Source organism: Streptomyces musisoli (assembly GCF_016741855.1).
Lineage (GTDB): Bacteria > Actinomycetota > Actinomycetes > Streptomycetales > Streptomycetaceae > Streptomyces > Streptomyces musisoli.
In genome coordinates, this window is record NZ_JAERRH010000019.1 from 113,756 (window position 1) to 134,814 (window position 21,059).

23 protein-coding genes and 2 pseudogenes are annotated in these 21,059 nt (G+C 68.8%); 4 read left to right on the plus strand and 21 right to left on the minus strand.

Annotated elements, in window-relative coordinates; translation table 11 throughout:
* Positions 1–24: 24 nt before the first annotated feature.
* From JK361_RS33325 to JK361_RS33350, 6 genes are read right to left on the minus strand one after another with little or no spacing between them, the layout of a single operon-like run.
* Complete coding sequence (locus JK361_RS33325) at positions 25–2,808, minus strand: hypothetical protein (protein ID WP_201825493.1); 2,784 nt, start codon at positions 2,806–2,808, stop codon at positions 25–27.
* 1 nt (position 2,809) lies between these two features.
* Positions 2,810–3,160 (minus strand): hypothetical protein, encoded by a 351-nt coding sequence (locus JK361_RS33330; protein WP_201825495.1) that lies wholly within the window; start codon positions 3,158–3,160, stop codon positions 2,810–2,812.
* Positions 3,160–5,850, minus strand: coding sequence for an ATP-binding protein (locus tag JK361_RS33335; RefSeq protein WP_201825497.1), 2,691 nt, complete (start codon positions 5,848–5,850; stop codon positions 3,160–3,162). The genes JK361_RS33330 and JK361_RS33335 overlap by 1 nt, the downstream gene beginning before the upstream one ends.
* A complete protein-coding gene (locus JK361_RS33340) occupies positions 5,847–6,425 on the minus strand; it encodes a hypothetical protein (RefSeq protein ID WP_201825499.1) in 579 nt (192 codons plus the stop codon). Before JK361_RS33340 ends, JK361_RS33335 begins: the two co-directional genes overlap by 4 nt.
* Complete coding sequence (locus tag JK361_RS33345; protein WP_201825501.1) at positions 6,422–6,763, minus strand: hypothetical protein; 342 nt, start codon at positions 6,761–6,763, stop codon at positions 6,422–6,424. Before JK361_RS33345 ends, JK361_RS33340 begins: the two co-directional genes overlap by 4 nt.
* The gene (locus JK361_RS33350) at positions 6,760–7,692 is read right to left on the minus strand and encodes a conjugal transfer protein (protein ID WP_201825503.1); all 933 of its coding nucleotides are present in this window, start codon (positions 7,690–7,692) and stop codon (positions 6,760–6,762) included. The genes JK361_RS33345 and JK361_RS33350 overlap by 4 nt, the downstream gene beginning before the upstream one ends.
* 864 nt (positions 7,693–8,556) lie before the next feature.
* Between JK361_RS33350 and JK361_RS33355 the strand changes: the two genes are divergently transcribed.
* Positions 8,557–8,697, plus strand: coding sequence for a hypothetical protein (locus JK361_RS33355; protein ID WP_201825505.1), 141 nt, complete (start codon positions 8,557–8,559; stop codon positions 8,695–8,697).
* A gap of 39 nt (positions 8,698–8,736) precedes the next feature.
* Here the strand turns inward: JK361_RS33355 and JK361_RS33360 are convergent, their stop codons facing one another.
* The 8 genes and pseudogenes from JK361_RS33360 to JK361_RS42725 form a co-directional block, all read right to left on the minus strand.
* The gene (locus JK361_RS33360) at positions 8,737–9,747 is read right to left on the minus strand and encodes an NAD(P)H-dependent glycerol-3-phosphate dehydrogenase (RefSeq protein ID WP_201825507.1); all 1,011 of its coding nucleotides are present in this window, start codon (positions 9,745–9,747) and stop codon (positions 8,737–8,739) included.
* Positions 9,748–9,759: 12 nt separating this feature from the next.
* Positions 9,760–10,548 (minus strand): class I SAM-dependent methyltransferase, encoded by a 789-nt coding sequence (locus tag JK361_RS33365; RefSeq protein WP_201825508.1) that lies wholly within the window; start codon positions 10,546–10,548, stop codon positions 9,760–9,762.
* Positions 10,541–11,683: a YcaO-like family protein gene (locus JK361_RS33370; protein WP_201825510.1), complete on the minus strand. Its 1,143-nt coding sequence runs from the start codon at positions 11,681–11,683 to the stop codon at positions 10,541–10,543. The genes JK361_RS33365 and JK361_RS33370 overlap by 8 nt, the downstream gene beginning before the upstream one ends.
* Positions 11,680–12,858 (minus strand): TfuA-like protein, encoded by a 1,179-nt coding sequence (locus JK361_RS33375; RefSeq protein ID WP_201825512.1) that lies wholly within the window; start codon positions 12,856–12,858, stop codon positions 11,680–11,682. The genes JK361_RS33370 and JK361_RS33375 overlap by 4 nt, the downstream gene beginning before the upstream one ends.
* 77 nt (positions 12,859–12,935) lie before the next feature.
* Positions 12,936–13,070 carry a hypothetical protein gene (locus JK361_RS42240; RefSeq protein WP_268983222.1) on the minus strand — a complete coding sequence of 45 codons (135 nt, stop codon included), beginning with the start codon at positions 13,068–13,070 and terminating at the stop codon, positions 12,936–12,938.
* Positions 13,071–13,182: 112 nt separating this feature from the next.
* Positions 13,183–13,401: a hypothetical protein gene (locus JK361_RS33380; RefSeq protein WP_201825514.1), complete on the minus strand. Its 219-nt coding sequence runs from the start codon at positions 13,399–13,401 to the stop codon at positions 13,183–13,185.
* A complete protein-coding gene (locus JK361_RS42245) occupies positions 13,398–13,520 on the minus strand; it encodes a hypothetical protein (RefSeq protein WP_268983223.1) in 123 nt (40 codons plus the stop codon). The genes JK361_RS33380 and JK361_RS42245 overlap by 4 nt, the downstream gene beginning before the upstream one ends.
* A 66-nt stretch (positions 13,521–13,586) precedes the next feature.
* Positions 13,587–13,906: pseudogene (locus tag JK361_RS42725) on the minus strand (DUF6302 family protein).
* Between the two features lie 126 nt (positions 13,907–14,032).
* Between JK361_RS42725 and JK361_RS33385 the strand changes: the two are divergent.
* Positions 14,033–14,221, plus strand: coding sequence for a hypothetical protein (locus JK361_RS33385; protein ID WP_201825516.1), 189 nt, complete (start codon positions 14,033–14,035; stop codon positions 14,219–14,221).
* Positions 14,222–14,487: 266 nt separating this feature from the next.
* On the opposite strand, the gene JK361_RS33390 is transcribed toward JK361_RS33385, so the two are convergent.
* The 6 genes from JK361_RS33390 to JK361_RS41650 form a co-directional block, all read right to left on the minus strand.
* Positions 14,488–14,919 carry a hypothetical protein gene (locus tag JK361_RS33390; RefSeq protein WP_201825518.1) on the minus strand — a complete coding sequence of 144 codons (432 nt, stop codon included), beginning with the start codon at positions 14,917–14,919 and terminating at the stop codon, positions 14,488–14,490.
* A 119-nt stretch (positions 14,920–15,038) separates the two neighbouring features.
* Positions 15,039–15,632: a hypothetical protein gene (locus JK361_RS33395; RefSeq protein ID WP_201825520.1), complete on the minus strand. Its 594-nt coding sequence runs from the start codon at positions 15,630–15,632 to the stop codon at positions 15,039–15,041.
* Positions 15,629–16,150 (minus strand): ATP-binding protein, encoded by a 522-nt coding sequence (locus JK361_RS33400; RefSeq protein WP_201825522.1) that lies wholly within the window; start codon positions 16,148–16,150, stop codon positions 15,629–15,631. The genes JK361_RS33395 and JK361_RS33400 overlap by 4 nt, the downstream gene beginning before the upstream one ends.
* Before the next feature lie 205 nt (positions 16,151–16,355).
* Entirely contained in the window at positions 16,356–17,585 is a 1,230-nt protein-coding gene (locus tag JK361_RS33405; protein ID WP_201825524.1) for a helix-turn-helix domain-containing protein, read from the minus strand.
* A gap of 141 nt (positions 17,586–17,726) precedes the next feature.
* Entirely contained in the window at positions 17,727–18,113 is a 387-nt protein-coding gene (locus JK361_RS41645; RefSeq protein WP_236053946.1) for a hypothetical protein, read from the minus strand.
* A gap of 20 nt (positions 18,114–18,133) precedes the next feature.
* Positions 18,134–18,478 carry an ATP-dependent DNA ligase gene (locus tag JK361_RS41650; protein WP_236053947.1) on the minus strand — a complete coding sequence of 115 codons (345 nt, stop codon included), beginning with the start codon at positions 18,476–18,478 and terminating at the stop codon, positions 18,134–18,136.
* A gap of 553 nt (positions 18,479–19,031) precedes the next feature.
* Between JK361_RS41650 and JK361_RS42730 the strand changes: the two genes are divergently transcribed.
* Both JK361_RS42730 and JK361_RS42735 read left to right on the plus strand, forming a co-directional pair.
* A complete protein-coding gene (locus JK361_RS42730; RefSeq protein WP_372448768.1) occupies positions 19,032–19,580 on the plus strand; it encodes an NPCBM/NEW2 domain-containing protein in 549 nt (182 codons plus the stop codon).
* Entirely contained in the window at positions 19,552–20,298 is a 747-nt protein-coding gene (locus tag JK361_RS42735; protein ID WP_372448766.1) for a zinc ribbon domain-containing protein, read from the plus strand. Before JK361_RS42730 ends, JK361_RS42735 begins: the two co-directional genes overlap by 29 nt.
* Positions 20,299–20,406: 108 nt before the next feature.
* On the opposite strand, the pseudogene JK361_RS33425 reads toward JK361_RS42735, so the two are convergent.
* Positions 20,407–21,059 (minus strand): annotated as a pseudogene (locus JK361_RS33425) (hypothetical protein); the annotation flags it as partial.

Here is a 21,059-nt window from a genome sequence, read left to right on the forward strand (position 1 = left end):
GCCGGATGTGGCGTCCCGGCGGCTTCACTCGTCCTCACCGTCTTCGACCCGCCACTGGGCCCGCATGTCACGCAGCGCTTCGGCCTGCCGCATCGACTCCTGTACCCGGGCATGGTTGCTGGTGCCTGTGGAACCGTCCGCGTGACCGCCGCGGGCACTGCGGCCACCGGAGAGCCGCGCGCTGAGGTGTTCAGGAAGCAAGGACCATCGCGCCACCTGCTCCTCGGTGAATCCTGCTGCCGGCGGGCCGCCAGGCGTCGATGCTGCTGCCGCGGATGGCGTTGCGTCTTGGTGCGGCGGTTCGTTGGATGGCTGCGGCTGTAGTGGGGAGCCCGGGCGGATGACTGCGGCCGGGGACACGGTCGTGGACAGGCGGCGGCTGGCGAAGGGGCCTGGCCCCCCGCGGTCGTCGGCGCGTGCCTCACTGATGACGCGGGCAATGTGCCGCCCTGTATCCGACCAGGCCCGGCCGTCCTCGCGGACGGTATTGCCCCATACCTGCACCTGCTGGCGGACATCTTGGGAGTAGCGCGAACTCCCCGACCGCGCGCGGCGCACATTGGCCGGCAGACCGACGGTCGCCCCGTACGCGGCCCGGCCGCCGCGGTGCAAGATGCGGTACCCGCGGAAGCGGACCAGCCGGTTGTGGGCCCGTGTGGACAGCAGCGTGCGGTCGGTGTTCTGGTCATGCAGCACCTGGCCGGTGTTGCGGTCGACGATGTGCCCCTCCGCGTTGCGGTACCGGTCGGGCGGCCCTGAGGGCTGGCCCGGCCCTGTGCCACCTGAACCGCCGTCCCCGCGACCCGACGGCCCACCCGAGCCTGGGTCTCCGTCCGCAATGGGCTTGCGCCACTTGGCCAGCTGTTCCACATCCGGCCGCCGTCCGATCAGCAGCCCGAGTGCGCCCTTGACGCCGAGCCGTGCGCCCAGCCCGCCCACTGCCGCAGCCGCGGTCAACGGGGCCAGACCACGCCCGGCTTCGGCGGTGGCCTCCGCGAGGATCCCACCGGTGTTCACCGGCATGCCCGCGCCGTCGAACAGGGAGGTGAGCGCGCCCATCAACCGTTGACGGGTGCCGAGCCTGCCCAACCTGCCACCACCCCCGCCGGGGAAGACCCGCAAACTGCCGCCATATCCGCCCAGCGCCGCAGGGGAGTTCATGGCGAGCGCGGCGCCGAACTCGGAGGTGTCGCCAGGCATGTGAGTGCCGCCGACCTTCACGTGCCGCATCCGCATCGCCATGCGCCGACCAACGGAGGCGATGCCGGTCAGCAGTCTGCGGTGCCCGGCCGCGCCGGCGATGGCGAGAACGTCGATGAGCAGGATCCGCTCCACCATCAAGTCGGGACCATTGGTGATGGTCGCATCGACAGCGATACCGAAGAACGGGATGAACGCGCAGACCCCGACGACGGCCAGCACCGCGATGCCCCACAGGGACAGCCACTTCCACACGCTCTGGCGTGCGGGGCCGGGCAGCATGCCGGCGACGAAGGTGACGCCGCCCGCAGCTGCGGCCGCCACACAGACGCCCTGGGTGCCCAGCAGCACGATGGCGCTGGAGAGCAGCATGCCGCAGACGAACAGCGCCGCGATGAGCAGCAGCGCGGCGCCGCCGACCCGCCACCAGGTGGGCTTCTCCGCGTACGCGGCACAGGCCTTTCCGACCGGGCCGGCTCTCTTCATGTCGTCGAGGAAGGCCGCGAACTCCCGGTCCTCGTCGGTGACGATCGCGTTCGACGCGTCCAGCAGATCCCCGCCCGGGGTCAGGGACGGCAGTGTGGTCTTGCGGGGAATGCCCTGGCCGGCTTCACAGAACTCCTTGGCCGCCCCCTTGATCAGGCTGCAGGCATCCTCGGCCTTCTTCCGCTTCTCGCAAGAAGCCTGCATGGGCGGCGCCAGCGAGTCGCAGTTGTCCTTCGCGGCGTCACGGTCCGTGCGGTACCAGCCGCTGATCCACTTGAGGTGGACGGCGTAGGCCCTGCGGTCGGACTCCTTGGCCGGATCGAGGATGCGCCCGTACTCCAGAAGCATGTACGGCTTGACGATCAGCGCGTTGGTGATCGAATCCTGCAGCGGGCGGGCCACGTCTGTGGCGGAGACCGGTCTTTCGTCCTCCCGCTCCTCGCACTTGATTTCAGGGTTGCCGGCCATGCCCGCGCACGGGTCATAGCTGGCAATCTTGCCGCCCCAGTCGTAGGAGTCGACGCTCCGTTGTGCGACCTCGGCAGCCACCTGCTGGGACTGCCCCAGCGGCCCGTCCTGGGAGAGCAGGGTGTCGGGACGGATAAGAGCCGAGGCAGCGAGCGCCCCAATGAGGAGAGTGAGGAAGATTTCGCCCAGACCACGGCCGACCCGGCCACGCACGATCATGAACCCCGCGAACACAAACGCCCAGGCCAGCAGCAACCCCTTCAGCCCGAGCGCGTCGGCGACCACCGTGTCGTAGGTGTCGGCAACCTTCTGTGCAGGGCGGGTGAGGAGCTGCAGCAGCGGGAACCGGAAGGCCACCTCGATCGCCCACCCAGCCAGCCCCACCAACAGCCGGATCAGCGTGAACAGCCCGGACAGGGCGAAGGACAGGGCCTGGCTCTTGAAGGCGACGATGCTGCCGCCTTCGGCGTTCAGGTCGTACCCGTCAATCGGCACGCCCTCGGACGAGTAGATGTTCAGGGGGGCGAGCAGGTCCCCGGTCTCACTGTTGCTGCTGGCCGCATAGACGACCTGGGTGTTCACCATGAGGAACACGCCGGCGAGCAGCACGACGAAGCCGGTGGAACGCAGGCTCACGCAGTCTGGACGGAACACGTCACCGCCGCCTTAGACCAGCGGCGCTGCGCAGCCGCCACACAACGAGAGCACCCCCACCTGCACTGGCGGTCCCCAGCCTCCGCGCCCCGCCGGCCACGTCCTGATGACCGCCGGAGGCGGTGGTCGCGGCGCCGCGCTCGCAGTAATGCTTGGCCGGGCCCACGTTCAGGGCGCATGAATCCCGGTGCGCGGCGTCGGCGGCGAAGGCCTGCCCGGTGTGCGGCCACCACGCCTCCAGCCCGGTCACCCCGAGGGTGAAAACGACCGCGGCAGCCACGATGGCGATCACGGTGAGGACGCTTACGGCGGCAGCAACGCGCCGCGAGCGGTCCCAGGAAGAAGTGGTCATCAGACGGTCTCCTCCGGACGACTCTCCAGGGCGTCACCGGCGGGCGGCTCCGGCACGGAGGGGGAGACAGCGCTCGTGCGGCGTCCTGGCGTGGTGGTGATAGAGGTGGTGATGCGCGGAATGCGGGGGATGGAGACCTTGATGCGGCCGGTGTTCTGCCGTGGGCAGGTCAGCAGGAACTCGCCCTCCCGGCCCTTCTGGCCGACGGGGGACAGGCCGGTGGTCACCAGCCGCAGCAGCTCGCCATCGTTCGGGTCGAGTCCGACGAACTCCAGGCCGTGACGCGCGCGTTCACGGTCGGCGGTGCGGGCGAGCGCCCGGTAGGCCATCAGGCCGCGGTCTGGGCCGAGTTCCTCGGCGTCGTGCGAGCCTGCCAGGAGCCCGGCGCCGTGCTTGCGGCCGTCGTGGAGGATCTCGTGGACCAAGGCCGTGCCCTCGGCGGACGAGGTGAGCCAGTACAGCTCGTCCAGCACCACGGCTGTGAACCGCTCGGGATCCTCGAATGCGGTCTGCCGGGCGATCGCGGCGATCAGGTAGAGCACCGCGCGGCCGATGAGCGCTTCCAGGGGCTGCTGGTGCAGGACCTCGGGCTTGTCGAACGCGGCCTTCGGCGGCAGCTTCAGACCGGTCGTCGTGATCACGATCATGTCGGAGGCGCTGGACGCGTCCAGCCGCACCGGCGGCAGCGTCGGGTCGAAGACCATCCGCGCCAGGGAGTTGGTGGCGACGACCCGGATGAGGCCGGCGAGGGTGGCGGCCACGTCCTGCCGCTTGCCCGCCTCGTTCGTGGCCATCTCCTCGAGGACCTCAAGAACGCGGTGCATGGACGGGGCGGCGCTGAGGGCGGCCTGCTCGACGGCGTGGTGGAGGACCTCGCCGTTGGTGCTCATCGGACCGATACCGAGCTGCAGGGTGAGATAGGACAAGGCGTAATGGCGGCCCTCGGGGCCGTCGAACATCCGCAGCGGGTCGATGGACACCTTGGCCTGCGCGGCGTCGATGATCTGGACACGTCCCTTGGCGGCGGTGCGTGCGAACGTCGCCCATTCGCGTACGGGAGTGCGGTCGATGCAGATCGCGCAGCCGCCGCGCGCCCACACCGCCTCCGCGATCAGCTTCTGCAGGACGCTCTTGCCCGCGCCGAGGTCCCCGACGACGCCCATGGAGGCGGACGCATCGACCTTGGGCGCATCCGCCACATTGATCATGACGGGGCGGGTGGTACCGCAGTCCAGGTCGATGCCGAGGAACATTCCGCTCGGGTCGCCGACCTCCGAGACGGTGAAGGCTCCACCCAGCGCCCAGTCCTCACTGATCTGATGCTGGGTGAACTCCCGTACCACGCCGGGCCGTACCACCCCGGGCAGGCCCATAGAGAACAAGGCCTCCTGCAGGCCGGCCGGCCGCACGGCACGGTAGTCGGCGCCACCGAGCAGGGCCGCCAACGCGCGGGCCCGGGCATCGCAGACGGCGGCGGTCGGCCCCCACACCGTCAGCACGGTCACCGACTGCACCTCGACCTCGACGCTGGTACGCGACAGACGAGCGTCCAGCTCGCCCAGATCGCGGGCCGCCTCGTTCAGGGACGCGGGCATGCCGGTGGGGCGGGCGTCGTACTGATCTGCCTGGTCGATGAGTTCGTTCTTCTTGCGCCGCACCTGAGCCCGCGCCTTCTCCGCGGGCACGAGGGTGAGGTCGACCGTGTAGTCGACGGGGAAATCGAGCATCTCCAGCTGGGCGAACAGATCTGCGGCATCCTGGCTGACGGCGGGCGGGCACTCGGCCAGCGCCAACTGCGCCTGATAGCCCACTCCTGTCTCGGATTCGACCTGCAGCCAGCGCCGCCCGAGCGGCGAGCTGCTGTTCAGCCGCCACCAGGCCCTGCGGCCCGACCGGGTAATCCGGCCCGCGCCCTTAAGCTCGCCCGCGTCATCTAGGTCTGGCTCCATGCCGCCTTCCTGCAGGCGGACCTGGCCGAGATCGGCGTAGCTGGGAGAGCGCAGCACACCGTCACGGAGCTGCCCGCCGTACAGCTCACTGGTCTCGGCCTCCGCCAGCAGCGGCTCGGCAAGGCCGCGGTGCAGGGCGTGCTGGACCATCCATACGATCTCCGCCGCACGGGCCGGGCGGAAGGCAATGCCACCGGCGAGCGCGGCCTCCACCCGCGAGGCCTGCTCCCGGTAGGCGCTCACCTCGCGCCGGCTCACCGGTGTCGGCCGCATGCCCAGCATCGGCGCGACCTCGGCCCACGCCGCACCGAACGACGCCGACACCTGAAGGCTCGCGCTCTCGGCCTGCAGAGGCACGGCCAGCCACAGGGTGCGGCGATGCATCTCCTGGCCGTCCAGCAGATCCAGGGTGGCCTCGACGTTCTCCACCCACGGGTGCCGGCCCGCACCAGGTGCCTGCTCGGCCGGCTCGATACCCTCGATCATCCTGAGGGCGACCTCGCCCGGGTCGACCTGGGCGCACAAGCCGTACAGCCGCGGGGCCCCGGACAACGAGCGCACCAAGTGCGTGATCCTTGCCAGTTGCTCGCCGCGGACGGCGGCGGGCACGTAGGTGCCCTGGACAGTCTCTTCACGGCGTCCCTGCACGTCTGGGCCGGGATGAAGACGGTAGACGGCCCACACACTGCCCTGCGTCGACCACACCAGGTGCCCGGCGATGTGACGGATCGGAACCCTCACCACGCACCCCCTTGCTGGGCCAGCGCGAGGAGCTGCTGCACACCCGACGCTGGCCTTGCTGCCACCGCGGGAGCAGCCGGCCGTGTGCGGCGCAGTGCAGACGAGCGGAGCGGGGCCGGGCTCGGGTGCGGTGCCCGGGCAGGACACCACTGAACCGCAGAGGACGGTGCGGCCTGCGCAGCGGGGGCGGGCGAGGGCGTGGCCTCGATGGTGAAACCGCCGAGCAGCGGGTGGGGAGCGCGGTCGCGGGCGGCCCGCCCGCCGATCCGCCCTCCATGGGGCTGCCAGCCGAGCAGCATCCACCCCAAAGCGACTTGTATCGGGGCACGGCCCCGGATCTTCGGACGGCGCACCATCCAGATGACCAGGACCCACCCGACGATGGGGACCGGCCCCATCCACGACCACCAGCCGATGGTCTTGACCAGGAGGAAGCCGCCGCCGACGGCGACCGCGATCTGCGCGGGCGTGTACGGGCCGAGCGGGATCCTCCAGTCGGCGACCTTGCCCAGCACCCAGGGATGGCGGCGGGCGGCGGTGTAGAAGCGGCCCACCCGGGCGGTGGCCGCGCTCACAACCCGCCCCTGACGTCCCGCGAGTGGTCAGGGGAGGCGGGGAGCCCGGAGCGGACGATGCCAGGCAGGGTGGGGGCACCATGGGACGGGTTCTTTACCTCGTCCTCGAACTTGTCGGCGAGGTCGTTGCGCGCATGGTACAGGCCCAGCGCGATCACCATCAGCAGCAGGGCGCCGATCCCCGCCTTCAAAGAGAATTTCTGGAGCATGATGATGACGACAAGGCAGACCAGACCGGCCTCCAGACCCTTGGTCGCCCAGTCCTTGAACATGTCGATCCAGCTGTTGCCGAGGTCGTCCAGCTGACCGGCGAGCACGAGGTGGTGCAGGGCATTCATCGGGCACCCCCGTCCCGGGCGGACCCTGACAGCAGTGCCGCGACTTCCCATCGGCCCGAGCGGGCCTTGAGCGTGAGCTCGTACGCCAGCGGCCACCGGCCGGTGGCGTCCCGGGCTTCCGCACGGGCGAGGACCCGCACCTGCGTGCCATCAGCCGGTACCTGCTCGGCGGCCGCGGCCTCCTCGATGGCCACCACCTGCTTGATGGTGACCGCCGTGTACGGGGCAGGGGAGACCGCGGTGAGCTTCACACCGGGCGCGAGGTAGCGGTCGACCTCGCCAGCCCTCGTCAGGTAGGCGGCGAGAAACTGCCCTACGGCGGATGACAGATCCCCCTCCGGGACACTCACGGCGTACGACGACTTCGGCACCTCGGCCCGGGCCGGACCGGCCACCACGCTGGGCGCACCAGTCACCGTGAACGAGGAGCCCACGCGGTCGGCGGCCACCGGCACCGTGTAGTACCGCACCGCTCCGTTGGCGTACTGCGCAGCCACCGTCACCGCCCACGCACCGCCGACCCGCTGCACACTGTGCACCGTCGTCACAGACTGAGGCGCCGATTGCGCATCGGTGGCCGCCTCGGGCAGCTCGACGTCCGGCGCCATCGACTGCACAAGCCGCGCTTGCACACTCGCCTCGTCGTTCGCGCTGCTGCGCAACCAGGCGCTGACGAAGAGCTGCGCATAGCCGCCAGGGTCGGCGACGGCCGCCGCGGTTCCCACGGCGGTGGGCTTGGCCGAGGGGGCCGCTGCAACGGTGGTCGGGGTGGAGGCGGCGGCGACGCACAGGGCGATGGGGCCGGCCGCGATGACAGTCCACACTGCCAGGCGTGAGAGGCGTACGCGGCGGCGCATTACTTCCAACCGGGCGCCGGCCGCCATCGGAGCGGCGGCCTCACGCTGTGAGGCCTGCTTGCCAGGAGACATGGTCAAACTCCCAGGTCAGAACGAACGTTGCTGACCTTGAGGAAACCCGGCGACTCCGACCCGACCACCGACCACGAACCCCCGACCATGGTCACGATGAAGACACAGAGTCCATGGTCGGGGTCTTGGTCAGCCCGACCATAGGGCAGCCATGAGCAGGGCGACGAGCTATCGCGTCCGGTACACGCTCCCCGGGCCCTGGCCGCTGCTGCGCGAACTTGAGCCGCTCAGCCACAGGGCTTGGACACCGATGTTGCACAGAGGGAAGCCGACCGGGCCGGGACAGATGCTCGCACGCAAGAGAAGATCACCCTCGGGCGGGCTGCGCAGCCGCCCCGGCACGCGACCCGGTTGCGCAGCCCGGTCGCGTAACGCCCGTCTAGGGCTGCGCAGTCAGCTGCGCAACCGCTGAGCATCCGGGCTTAAGGCTCATGGTCGGCCCGACCATGAGCCCGACCACAGCAGCTAGACGGCTCCGTTGCCGGAGCGTGACCGATGGTCGGGGCTCGTGGCCGTCAGCCTGGTAATGGGGGGTGAGTGGGCGACAGGGAACGCACGCACGCCCGCGCGCCCAAGGCCGCTGGCCGCTCCACCCCGGCGCTTCTGGGTAGGCGTTCGCCGGGGCGTGATGGCCAGCGATCACTTCGCCTCGATCGCAACAGCCTTTTCCACGACAGCTGGCTCTCCTTCAAAGTGAAGGGGATCTTCGGGTACGTCCGCACGCACCGAGACGGCTGGCAGGTCACCGTCACCGAACTGGCGCGCCGGGGCCACCCGCAGGCGTGGGAACCACCACTCGGTGACGCGAATCTTGACCTTGGGGTCTGAACTACCCCCGCAGGCACGGGACGACGGGTGGGGGAGGTGAGCTACCCCCGCACGCGCGGGGACGACCCCTGCAAGGTGATCCGGCTGGGCACCCGTAACTTCCGCGTCGTGACCGCCGACCTTCGCCGCGTCCTCCATGCCGGCGAGCCCGCCGACAGCAGCACGCCCGCCACCTGACCCGCACACGGAGGGCCATAGGGTCTGCCTCGGACGGCATCAGCGGCCAACGCTCTCGGATGTCGCCGCCCTGGACATGAGTTCACGCACGACGTCCTGCGGCTCTCGCCCGTTGTGGACCATGTCGACCACCGCGTGCGTGATGGGCATCTCCACGCCGTGCCGTTCCGCTAGCTCCTGCACGGCGCGGCAGGAGGCTACGCCCTCCGCCGTCTGCGTTGTGGCGGCCTGGGCCTCCTCCACCGTCAGGCCGCGACCGAGGCGGGCACCGAAGCTGTGGTTCCGGGACAGCTTGGAGGAGCAGGTGGCCACCAGGTCGCCCATGCCTGCCAGACCGCCGAGGGTCATCGGGTCCGCGCCCATAGCCACTCCGAGGCGAGTCGCCTCCGCGAGACCCCGAGTCATCAGGGACGCTTTGGTGTTGTCGCCCAAGCCCATGCCGTCCGTGACGCCGACGGCCAGAGCAATGACGTTCTTGACGACGCCGCCCAGCTCGCAGCCGACCACATCGGTGTTTGTGTACGGCCGGAAGTAGGAGGTGTGACAGGCCGTCTGCACGACAGCCGCGGTGCTCTCGTCGGCGCACGCAACGACGCTCGCCGCAGGCATCCGATCCACGACTTCGGCCGAGAGGTTGGGTCCGGAGACGACGGCAATCCGGTCCGGCCGCGCCCCGGTCGTCTCCGCAATCACCTCGCTCATCAGTAGGCCTGTGCCAAGCTCAGCACCCTTCATCAGGGACAGAAGCACTGTGCGCGGCTCCCACAGGGGCCGCCATTGCTCCAGCAGCGGCCGGACCTTCTGTGCGGATACGGCGAAGACGGCGATATCCGCCCCGCGGGCGGCCTCCGCGGGGTTGGTCGTCGCGCGCACCTGGGCGGGGAACTTCACCTGGGGAAGATAGTCAGGGTTACTGCCGGTGCTGTTGATGGCATCCACCAACTCCGCCCGCCGGCCCCACAGGGTGACCTCACACCCGGCGTCGGCCAGGACGAGAGAGAACGCCGTTCCCCAGGAACCGGCTCCGTAGACGGCAACACGACAAGTCATGCGATGGCTCCTTCAGACCTCGGGGCGCCTCAATGTAACGATGACGGCCACCCGATTCCGGAGTTCCGGCCCGCGCGTCCGTGCCTCTGTCAACATGCTGTCCACCTGTGCATGGCCGAGTTGCTCCCGCAGCCCCGCCTCGTGTTCCACCCACGACCTGTAGACGCGCTGCCACACCACGGGTTCGTGGGGCCGCTCCTCCTCGGCTTCCAAAATCAACCCGGTGCCCTGCGCCTGCTCGCTCCACGGCGGCAGGGCCGGGCTCACCCGGGACCGGCCAGACGTGAGAACCGCCCGGGCGCCCGGGCGCAGGACACGCCGGATCTCCTCCAGCGCCCTGCGGCGGTCCTTCTCGTGCCCCAGGGCGTCCACGCACACCAAGCCGTCTGCGAACTGGGCGGGCAGCCCGGTGGAGCCCAGGGAGCCCACGCGGAATTCCACACGCTCCACCGGCAGGCCGAACTCCCCGGCCCGGCCGATGGCCAGGCTGAGTGCCGTGGCTGACACGTCCACTCCGCTTACCGAGACGGCCAGTGCCCGGGCCAGCCACAGGCCTACGCCGCCCGTGCCGCAGCCGACATCCACCAGGCGCTGCCCGGGCCGCATTCGCAGGTTGGCTACCATCGAGCCGAGCAGCGCCCAATCGGAGCAGCTCGAGGCGTCCACCTCCACTGGGTACAGGTCGCCCATCGCCTGCCCGTACAAGTCACCGACGATTGTGGTGCCGGCGCGAGCGGCGTGCATGGCGTCGTACACCGCTCCTAACTGCCGTTCCACGACGGACAGCTGGACGTCAGCCATGCCGCTTCTTTGTGCGAGGGATGGAGCGGGTGATCCGCATCTCCATGCCGGGGGCGATCACCTTCACGGCCGCGTACGCCTGGGACTCCTCCAGATCCACGGCAATGGGCTCATGCCCCGTCACGCCGCTGACCGTGTCCGCCACCTGGGCCAGCAGCCGGTCCACGTGCGGCTCCAGATCCATGCTCGACCCTGTGCAGTCCGTCCAGGCGCGTGCCGGCAGGTCGGCCAACTCCGGCATGCCCGGCTGCGCTGCGAACGCCCCCTCGTGGGAGTCCAGGTCGTCGCGCGTGCCCGCGATACATGTCAGCCGGGACTGCGCCGCCTCGGTCAGCGCCCGGGACAAAGCGATTTCCGGGAGGACGTGGCAGCCGGATCCAGCAAACACGATCGGGTAGTCCTCCGACCAGATGTAGGCCGCGAACACGGGCACGTTGTACGGGCTGCTCACGTGCACGACCTCCAGCCACATTCCAGCGCCCAGGAACCGGCCGATCAGGTCCGCGCAGTACGGGTCGGTTACTGAGGTCGGGTTCACTAGCGAGCGGTATCGGCCGCCGGCGGCGTGGTCACGGTGGAGCACGTCCCGCTCCAGGCACTCCAGCAGGGCGTGGAACACCGCCTCCTTGCGGGTATTGCCGCACGCCAGTCCGTTGCTGGTGACGGCGAAGACCTCCGGGCGCGCCGGATGCGCCTCACGGCTGATGAGGTCCACGGGCACTAGGACGTCGCGCAGGGTGGACAAGCCTCGGCCGGTCGTCCAGCCCAGCGGGATGTCGGCGACGGCCGGGTGGTTCACCTTCACCGGGAGCGCGCCCATGGGGTAGGGCAGGCGCAGCTCTCGGTGCGTTGCCCGGGCGTCCACCCGCGGGGTCCGCTCCGCGTGCCACAACTCCGCCGCCTCTAGCACGGCTGAGATTTGGGCCAGGAGATCACTGGCGCCCTTGCCCTGAGAGGTCACGAGCGTGCGGGCGGCCGGGCGTACGGCCGTCCACACGGGGATGCCCACGTGATCCAGTCCGGTCAGTCGGGCAACGCGGGTGATCCCTAGACGCGCAAGCTCGGGCTGTAATGCCTCCCACGTCTCCTCTGGCTTGCGGGTGCGGACGGTGCCGGGCAGGCGGTAGCTGGTCATCGGGCCGCCTCTTGGTCACGTAGGAACCCGAGCACGAACGGACGCGCTGCCTCCACGGCCTCCCGGGCGCCCTGGAGGCCGCGCAGCCACGCCTCCTCCTCAAGGCCGTCCGGGCCGGTCGCCCACACCTTGGCCAGCAGGTCCCGCACCAGCGTCTCCTTGATCGCTTCAGGGAAGAAGCCCCGGTACACCTGCCCCATCTCCGCATTGATGGCCGCATAACGGACGACATCGGCGCGGTCGGCGGCGGTCTCCCGCACCAGCAGGCGGGCTGCGGCCGCCTCATCACTTAGGTCGATCCGGGGATGGGTCACCGCGCACGCGACCGCCCGGGGCAGCCCTTGCATGCTGTGGTTTCCCAGGTACTCCCACCAGACCTCCGCGAACTGCGGGTCAAACACCTGCTGAAAGTTGACGCGCGCCAGGGTCCGCAGGCGCCCGTGCTCGGTGTCCTGGGCGGCGTGCCGGTTGGCCCACTGACGGAAGCAGCGCGTGCCCCAGTGCAGGCCGTCCACGGGCTCCACCGGCGTAGTCGCCAGGTCCCGCGCCAGAGCGACGGCGGACAGGGCGTCCACCCGCTTAACATCGCCGAAGTGTCGATCCTCTGCCAGCCGATCAGCCAGCCACTGGGTGAACGCCGGCGCCTCCCGCCAGCTCACCAGCCGCACCGCGTCCCAAGACCGGTGCGCGTAGTACACGCCGGCCAGGACACTAATGAACTGGTCAGCCTCGGCCTGCTCCAGGACGCCCTGGCACACGGCCATGGCGGCGACCTGCCGGACGCGCACCAGCGGCCAGGTGCAGGCGCGCAGGTCGCCCTCGGTGGATTGGGCAACGGCCACCTCATCATCACCAGCAAGGGCTCCCGTCGCGTATGCCTGCCACACGGAGCCGACACCGAGCATGCCGCAGTCGCCTAACTCTGCCGCACGCAGGGCACCGATGCTGGCCGCGCCGATGACACGAACGCCCCTTCCCAGTGCCCAGATGATCTCCTTGTGCCGAACGGCCGGCGCCTGGTGGTACACGCCGTCGATGATGACCACCGTGTCACCGGCTCGGATCGCCGAATTGAACATGTGGCCGTGCCCAATGGGGGGCCATACCCGCAGGTCCGCGCCTTGGAGGGCGAAATCGTCCGGGCTCAGCGTGGGCCCGGTGAAGATGTGAATCACGTGAGTCTCCAGAAGAGCAGCAGATGGGACGGGCGCCCGGCACACCACCGTGGCCAGGCGCCCGCTGTCGTGCCGGGTCAGAACGTGTAGCACTCCTCCTGCTCTACGTCCTCGCTGCGGACGACGGCCGCGGTGTCGACCAACGCCTCGACATCGGCCCCGTCCGCGACCTGGTCCGTGGTCTGCGCAGCTTCCTGAGCCTTCGACACCATGTCGGATTCCTTCCTTCAGTGTTTCCCGGTGAGGCGGTTGCCTCCCGGGCCTAACCCGCTCCGGCCGGTTACAGGCGACCAGCAGCAGCGGAGTCCGGAGGGCGATCGTTTTTCACTGGACGATCACCAGCAGCCCGACGACACCGACGACGAGGAGGGCGACGTACGCCACGGCGGCCCAGACGATCAGCGGCTGTCGGCGGTGAAGAATCCGCCATGCCTCGAAACCGTTCTTGCCGTCCGCCTGAGCGCGAACGCCGAGCGCGCTGACCGTGATCGAGGTGTACTGCACAGGCCGGACGCCGTCGGCGTCCGCGCGGTCTTGGCTCATAGGTAGTCGTCCTCGTCGACTTCGTCTTCGTCGTCTGCGATCGGGATGACATCTTTCGGTGCGTTGGCGCATCGCCAGCACCAGCCGTCGGAGTCGACGGGAATGGTGGTCTCGAACAACCGTGGAACGTGCACACGTTGAGAGCCGGTGTCCCTGCGTCCTCGCCGCTCGGCTCGCCGGATTGCTTACTGACCATGGGCCGCTAACTCCTGGGTGAGGGCGCTGATCGCCTGCTCGCTGTACCCGTAGAACCGGGCGCGCACGGTGTCGCCTTCGGTCACCGGCACGGGCTCGCCCCACTGCACCGCGTGGCAGACCTCCGGTCGGTGGACCAGCGCACGCGCACACCGTGGAAGCCCGGCCGTAGGACGAGTGCGTCGACGAGCAGCAGGACCGTGTCGGTGTCGTCGGTAGCGATGTAGCCGCCTCGCCTGGATCCGCCGCAGGCACGGCCAGAAGAGTCAGCCCGTGCGGAGTGTGATGCCCCGGTCAGGAAGGACAGCACGGCACGGGTCTGCGGAGGTCATACCGACGGGGAGACGCGATCGGACGACGAGGGAGGCGACCGGGACGTCCGCGCCATCTCGTGCAAGGTGAGGAGCGATCGGGACAGCACCGCCAGGTCGTACAGGTGGGCGAGATTCCGGGATTCACTGATACCGACGTCGAGGGCTTCGTGTGCCCGGCGAATGACGTGTTCGGCCGTTCGATGCGTCTCTACGCTCATCGCAGCGAGCTGGGGATCGAAATCCCCGATGAGCAGACGAAGCTGTCCGCGCAGGATTCCGGCCCAGGTCGCGCGTTGCTCATCGTCGCGTAGCTCAGGGAGGCCCAACCGGCTCTCGCCGAGCACCGCCTTGTACGTGCGGCGTATCCGGCCGGGGTCGAACCGTCGTGCTGCGGTCGGCGTTCCGCCGACCAGGGCTCCGGGGGCCGGATGCTCAATTTGGCACGGTCGAGGACCCTGCACGGCACATCCCTTCTCTGTCAGTACCCGGTGCCAGGCTGACGGGGATGGTTGCCTGGCACCCGGCGTTTGAAGCCCGCTCCTGGCCGATGCTCGTCGCGTCCGGCGAGGAGCGGGTGCTACGGGGTGGCCTCGCGCTGCGCGGGCAGGAAGGCCAGGAAGACGCCGTGGTTGTGGAGGTGCTCCAGGACCCGCGCGTAGCTGTCGTCGTCAGTGGTGATGGCCGGCCTGGCGATGGCGAGGACGCCGTCCGCGTAGCCCTGCGCCGCGTACTGGCAGGCCGCCGTGAAGCCGGGCCGCTCGGCGAGCGGTAGCGGCTGCCCCGTGTCGGCAAACGAGCTGCGGGCCACCTGCCAGCCCGCGGCCGCCGCGTACCTGGCTATCAGTTCGAGGTCCGCATGCCGTTCGGCGCCGGGCGGTGCCAGCACGTACGGGGCAACGCGCACCGCACGATCGTGGCGGGTGACGGCAGCAATGGCCTCGTCCATGTAGTCCTGGCGCAGGGCGTCGAGCCGAGCAGTACGGGCCGCGGGTGCGAGGGATGTGGACACGTTTTCCTCCCCTTAGAAGTCGTGACCTGCCGCCGAGGGGGGATTTTCTCGGCGGCAGGAGCCGGACCGCGTGCAGCGTGGAGCGCCGAGGAAGCAGGCGGGCACGCTGCACGCGGAGATCAGGAGATCGTGCTCAGGACGGAAGCGAGGAGCGTCTCGTGCGGCGGGGGGCCCGGCTTGAACTGGTCGAGCTGCTGGCGAAGCGCGGTGGGCGGGACGAGTCGGTCACCGCGGAAGGAGCGCAGCCAGTACGGGCCGGGCGGCTCCGTGTCCGTCGTCGCGGGCAGGGCGATGTGGTGCGGGCGGCCGAGGCACAGGGAGTAGCGGTGCGCGCTCCACTGCTCGCTGGTGCCGGGCGGCACGAGCCAGACGTACAGGTCTCGCACCGGGTCGTGGATGACCGGCCCGCACGCATCCGGCTGCTCGGCGCTGGTCCGCTGGACCTCATCCAGCACCGCGACGGCCGCGTACGCCTGCGGGCCGCCGGCCGTGACCACGGCGTCGAAGAAGCCACCGCCCAACGGGAGCTGCAACACCGTCTGCTGTTGGAGCGACATCAGGCTGCGTACGCGGGCGGCCAGGTCGCCCATGTCGGAAGCGACCTGCCGAGGGTCGATGTCCAGGGCTAGCAGCTTGAACTCGGCTGGCTCAGCATCCGGTCGGTCAAAGTCCGGGGCAGGCTCGCGCCTGGGTAACTGCTGGACAGTGCTCACGCCGCATCCTGCCCGTTCGGAAGGAGACGCGCCGTGACGGTCTTGCCCACGCTCATGTCGTCGGCGTCCCGTCGCGGACACCACGACACGCGGCCGCCGTAGCCCCTCACCCGCCCTAGTCCCCGGCCCTGCTCGTGCGAGGGGGACGTGACCGCGGCGAAGTTCGCGAACTCAGGGACGGCGTCGTCCACCTCGATGCAAAGCTCGTCCGTGCCAGGGAACACCCGCAGCCTCATGTCCACGAACCCGTTGGCAAACGGCTGGCCGTGCCTGCCTGCATTGTCCACGAGCACCTCGGCTACCCGGGCGGCCACCTCGACATCGCCGGCCCAGCGGGCCACCGTAAGCCGAGTGCGCACCCGTAACCGCGCGCTGCGGCCGGCCCCCTCGTTTACCGCGATGCTGGACTCCCACGCGTAGCGGGGGAACTGATCCGGTTCCATGGCCACAAGGACCATCGCGGACCGCACCGGATGGCCGTCGGCTGCGTCATGTGTGGCAGATGCGGGGAACTTCACGGAGGGGACTCCCTGGTTTCCTGAGCTAGATCGTGAGGGCCTCGCGGGGTTCTCGGTCACGCATCGGTCGTAGATGTACGCCAGTGGGTATGGCGCGGCGGTGAACATAAAAACCCCCTGGCCCGAAAGGTTGGTGGTGGGTACTCACGCAACGTTAGGGACCAGAGGGTGATGCAAGTGCTACAGAACGTAGGACTCTGGAGGCTCAGACGACACCGAGCCGTATGCCCAGCTCAACCAGTTCCCCCCTCTTCTGCGTCCGGATCATGGTGCCCACGGTTTCCCGCACACCCGCGTGCATCCGGGTGGCCTGCGGCGCCAGCCGTTCGGCACGCAGGAACGCACCGAGGGCCTGCTCACGCTGACCGTTGTAGAAGAGGGCGCGGCCCACGTCGATGAAGTGGTGAGAGTGCCGCTCAGGGGAGAATTTCGCCGGCAGGCGCACCTTTTCCGCACGATTCACCGCGACTCGGCCACGGCCCATCTCTACCGGCAGCGAGACACCCCAGATCGCAACGTTCGTCGGACCGAACTGGAGCTGGTAGTCGTTGCGGTCCTCGCCTAGCTCCTCGGCCGCGGCCTTGGCCCTCTCCCAGTGATTCTCCGCCACGGCCGGGGACCCCGACCGTGCCGAGTTCAGCGCAGCCTTGAGGTGGAAGGCTCCCCGTAGAGATACCGCTTCGGGGGTGGACTCGCGCACTGTGCCCAGCTCGGTCAGGGCGCCGTCGATGATGGCACCCGCCTCGTCGTGCTCGCCGATGCTCAGGAACTCCCCGGCGTCGTACCACTGGGAGGCCAAGGCCCGCAGCGGATCCTCCGTCTCACGCGCCGACCACACCACCCGCTCAGTGGCCAACGTTGCATCCGACGTATAGCCCAGCTTGTAGAGGTACTGCATGGCGCACTCGTAGCCCGAAGTGAGCAGGCTGAATGCCTCCCGGCGCTGGGCGCCTTCGACCACCTCGCACGCGACCTGGAGGTCGCGGAGTAACTGTGGCAGCATCGCGCCCGACTTTGCCAGAGCTGCGGCCTGACGGAAGGCGTTCGCCTCGTCCACTCGCTTGTGCAGGTCGGCCAGGTCGACGGCGGCTACCTCGTACTCCTCCGGCCGGGCTGGCCGACCGTGCCGCAGCAGAGCCCGGCGCACACCGGCCACAGATGCGACCGCGGCCTGCCCGTCGGTGTCGGAATTCAGCGGCACGTATGGGGCTCCGGTGATCTCAGTTGGATGGCAATCCAGGGCCTTAGCGAAGGCAAGCACGATCGCTGACCGGTCTAGGCTCCTGCGCCCTTGCTCGTACGCTCGCACCGACGCGAGCGAGAACCCGGCCTCATCGGCCAGGCGTTGCTGTGTCCACCGGTGGCGCGCGCGGAGGCGGGCGAGACGCTGCCCGTTGCTCTCTGCGACCCCGCCGGTATCGGCGTAGTGGGGCATACTGGCTCCATTCCTAGCGTCCACTGGGAACGGTACCCCCGCCCGGGGGATCGGAGTCTGTGAAAGCCCCTTACGTACAAGTGACGTGAGGGGCTTTCACTTCTGTGTGCCGTACCGAACGAACGTCACCCAGTGGGATGGCTACCAGTTGTTGTCCGGGCGCGCGAACTGCGCACGGGCGACGACGTGAGTGGTGGTCACCCCTCGAACAGCGGCACCGCTCCAGCCTCCACATCGGTCCTGACCCGGGCTACCTTCACGGGGTGCCGCCAGCGGGCCCTCGTCGACCGAGGTGTCCGCGACGAACTCCACGACCAGCTCGGGATCGACCGGCGTGAAGTCGAGGTCACCACGCCCCCAGCCCGCCGAGAAGCGGACATCGCGCCAAGGGTGTTCCGGGCCGGCCGGGCGCAGCACCGCGCCGACGTCCCGGCGCGCGGCGGTCGAAAGGGGCGCCGTCCGGGCTACGAGTCGAAGCCGTCGGCCGCGGTCGTACCGGCCGAGCAGCAACGTGCCCGGCGCCCGCATGCCACCGGTGGTCCCGCCGATCAGCGCCTCAGCCGTGCTCTCACCTTGATCCAGCCGCGGCGGCCGAGGGAGCACGGCTGGGCATTGCCCTTCACCAGGACTCCTTCAATGCCGGCCACGCCCCACGCCGGGTCGAGCCAGTCCTCGGCGATGGCCCGGTCCGGGGTGGCGGGGTACAGCGTGATCGGTGCGACGAGCACCCCGTCCGCAAGAAGACGCTCCAGCAGGGCGCGGCGTTCTCGGTACGGCCTGTCCAGGAGCTCCAGCCCGTCGGCCTCCAGGACGTCGAAGACGGAAGCGCATGGGTTCCCAGAATCTCGAAGGCATGTGACCGGGAACCCGGCCGTGAGTGCGGGGTCAGTCATGACTTGGGGACGAGTTCTCGGCTTACGGCACCAGCGGACTTAAGTGAACGGCGTCGTCGGTCCCGGCTCCAGCCGCCCGCCGCCGCGCCGGATGCCGGCGTCCCGAGGGAGCCGGGCGAGTCCGGTCTACATCGGGCGCAGGGCCTGGCCCAGGACGTGGCTATCAGCATCGGCCCAGCGGTAGGCGGGGTTCGACGTACTTCCGCTGGCACACTGACCCGACTGTGCTGACACCCCCCTCCTGCGTCAGGGACGGCCGACTCGGCGCCCAAGAAGCCGAACTAATGTCCCGTCTCAAAACTCCAGATCAGGGAATCATCACGGCTCTGCCGGTAGCACCCAGTCGGGTGACGCACGACGTGCGGCGGGATCCTGCACGGGCCATGGTGGAGTAATCAGGTGACTGCCCAGTGCGCGTCCGGGACCAGGTTCCGCCGCCGGTGTCGTGAACCTCCCAGGAGGACGCATGACGATCTCCACACGCCGTCGAAAGCTAGAGCAGACGCCGTTGAGGCTCAAGGCTCTGGTCACATGCTCAACTGCAGCTGCAGCGATGGCCATAGCCGGCGCCTGCGGAGGTGGGGAGTCCAGCCCCGGTCAAGCCACGCGGACTGTTACTAGGACACCTCCGCCCGTCACCGTCACTGCGAGCGAGACGCCTGTGCCTACCGAGGCCACGAGCCCAGCCTCACAGGCTCGGTATCTCAGTGAACTCGAGCCGCTGACATCCACCCAAGGTGTGGACACCAGCGCAGTCGAGATCAACGGGAAAGGGTTCGCCAGGAGCGTCACGCTGACAGCCAACGCGGCAGGTCCGGTTAATTCTGCCGAATATCACCTTGGCCGCCATTACCGTACCTTTGCGGCCACAGTAGGACTGCGTGACGATTCTCCCACAGGGGGAAGTCTGACCTTCGAGGTGGCGATCGACGGAACGCGAGAATATCGGGAGACAATCCATCTAGGAGAATCACGAGACATTAAACTCGACATCGGTAATGCTCTGCGAATCAAGCTGACCGTCACGTATACCGGCCAAGACTCCGGAAGTGTCTACTACGGATCGTGGGGAGATGCCCGGATTCAACCCTCGACGCCTTAAATCGAGTGCTCAGCTCAACGACGCCCCACCCAACGTGCCGCACAAGGAGCATCCAGTGTCAGAGACTGCGACCTGTTCGAATTGTGGCGAATCGATAGGGAGTGAGGATATTTTCTGCCCAAAGTGTGGGGCCCGGAACGTTTCACAACGCGACAGCATTTCCGGGGTTCCGGAGAGGAAGCCGGTCCAGGCGGGCGGCGCCACCTCGAAACGCCCCGTGTTCCCATGGGTCTTCGGCGGCATCCAGGTCATCTTCCTTATCTGGCTCATCGCATCGCAAAACTACGCAAATAAGACTTGCCCATATGGAGAGGATTGTGCGCGCGTAGGCAGTGGCGCGCTAGCGCTAGTACTTATCTTGTGGGTGATCGTGGATGCTGCACTCCTCGCATTCTACTTCAGCAAGAAACGTACGAAATCAGATTTGACCCCAGACACCTCACGCCAGATCGTCCGGGACTATTTTGACGCCGTCAACTCTCACAATTACGCTCGCGCATGGGCGTTAGGCGGCAAGCACCTCGTTGGCGGATCCTACGATTCTTACGTCGAACAGATTTCCAAGGTAGCGAACGTCTCCTTCACCGTGTATGCCGCGGACGGTGATGACGTCACAGTCCGATATGACTCGACACAAACGGACGGGACGCATCGACGATTCGCTGGCACGTATACCGTTCGAGGTGGGGCTATCGTCGCGGCCCGGGAAGCACTCTGAAGATACTTGACGTCGTTGCAGACTCATGCCGCATCAAGTCCGGATTGCCGAGCGGCCCGCATGGTGGCTAGGTCGACGGAATGGTCGATGTCTTCCATTTGTCGCCCGTCAGCGGATCCGGGGTAAGGCTTTATCCGGATGGGCGGCGTGCACGTATTTGACGGCGATGTTGGGGTGAATGCCGAAGAGCCGGACGAGATGGACTGGGTCGGCAGTCTCCCGTGCCTCGTAAAGGATGCGGTCGGCCCACACTTGCCGGGGCAGCAGCCCGATCTGGTCGAAGGCGGCCCGCAGGGCGCAGTAGCTGAGCTGCGGCGATGCCGGGTGCCGGTAGGAGTGGCTGGTGATGATCAGGTGCGGGTTGGCGGCCTGGGGCCAGCGGCGTCTGCGTTCGCGCAGCCAGTCGGCCACGAGGTGGGTGCTCAGGTCGTCGAGGTAGACAGTGTGGGTGTGCTCGCCGCGGTGCACCGCCAGCGTCCGCCGGGCCAAGTCGGCATCGGCCAGGTCGAGGCGGGCGACCTCTACGGCGCGCACGGCATGAATGGCGACCAGGCCGACGATGAGCCGGGAGGCGGACCCGTCCAGCCGGTCGAGGACCCCGGCCAGGCGGTCGCTAGGCAGTGGCAGCGGCAGGTGGACTCCAGCGGATGCCTGTATCCCGGCGGTGGGATTGCGGAAGATCAGTTGCTCCTGTTTCAGGGCGCGGAAGATGCTGCGCAGCACGCTGAGCAGTCCGCGAGCAACGTTGCCCTGGTGCCGGG

Bases quoted from the DNA above. Each gene is read 5' to 3' on its own strand.
- JK361_RS41650 (WP_236053947.1), bottom strand. From the start codon at position 18,478: ATGACTGACCCCGCACTCACGGCCGGGTTCCCGGTCACATGCCTTCGA.
- JK361_RS33380 (WP_201825514.1), bottom strand. From the start codon at position 13,401: ATGAGCCAAGACCGCGCGGACGCCGACGGCGTCCGGCCTGTGCAGTAC.
- JK361_RS41645 (WP_236053946.1), bottom strand. From the start codon at position 18,113: ATGCGGGCGCCGGGCACGTTGCTGCTCGGCCGGTACGACCGCGGCCGA.
- JK361_RS33360 (WP_201825507.1), bottom strand. From the start codon at position 9,747: ATGACTTGTCGTGTTGCCGTCTACGGAGCCGGTTCCTGGGGAACGGCG.
- JK361_RS33350 (WP_201825503.1), bottom strand. From the start codon at position 7,692: ATGTCTCCTGGCAAGCAGGCCTCACAGCGTGAGGCCGCCGCTCCGATG.
- JK361_RS33345 (WP_201825501.1), bottom strand. From the start codon at position 6,763: ATGAATGCCCTGCACCACCTCGTGCTCGCCGGTCAGCTGGACGACCTC.
- JK361_RS33330 (WP_201825495.1), bottom strand. From the start codon at position 3,160: ATGACCACTTCTTCCTGGGACCGCTCGCGGCGCGTTGCTGCCGCCGTA.
- JK361_RS33370 (WP_201825510.1), bottom strand. From the start codon at position 11,683: ATGACCAGCTACCGCCTGCCCGGCACCGTCCGCACCCGCAAGCCAGAG.
- JK361_RS42730 (WP_372448768.1), top strand. From the start codon at position 19,032: ATGGCCATAGCCGGCGCCTGCGGAGGTGGGGAGTCCAGCCCCGGTCAA.
- JK361_RS42240 (WP_268983222.1), bottom strand. From the start codon at position 13,070: ATGGTGTCGAAGGCTCAGGAAGCTGCGCAGACCACGGACCAGGTCGCG.
- JK361_RS42735 (WP_372448766.1), top strand. From the start codon at position 19,552: ATGCCCGGATTCAACCCTCGACGCCTTAAATCGAGTGCTCAGCTCAAC.
- JK361_RS33365 (WP_201825508.1), bottom strand. From the start codon at position 10,548: ATGGCTGACGTCCAGCTGTCCGTCGTGGAACGGCAGTTAGGAGCGGTG.
- JK361_RS33405 (WP_201825524.1), bottom strand. From the start codon at position 17,585: ATGCCCCACTACGCCGATACCGGCGGGGTCGCAGAGAGCAACGGGCAG.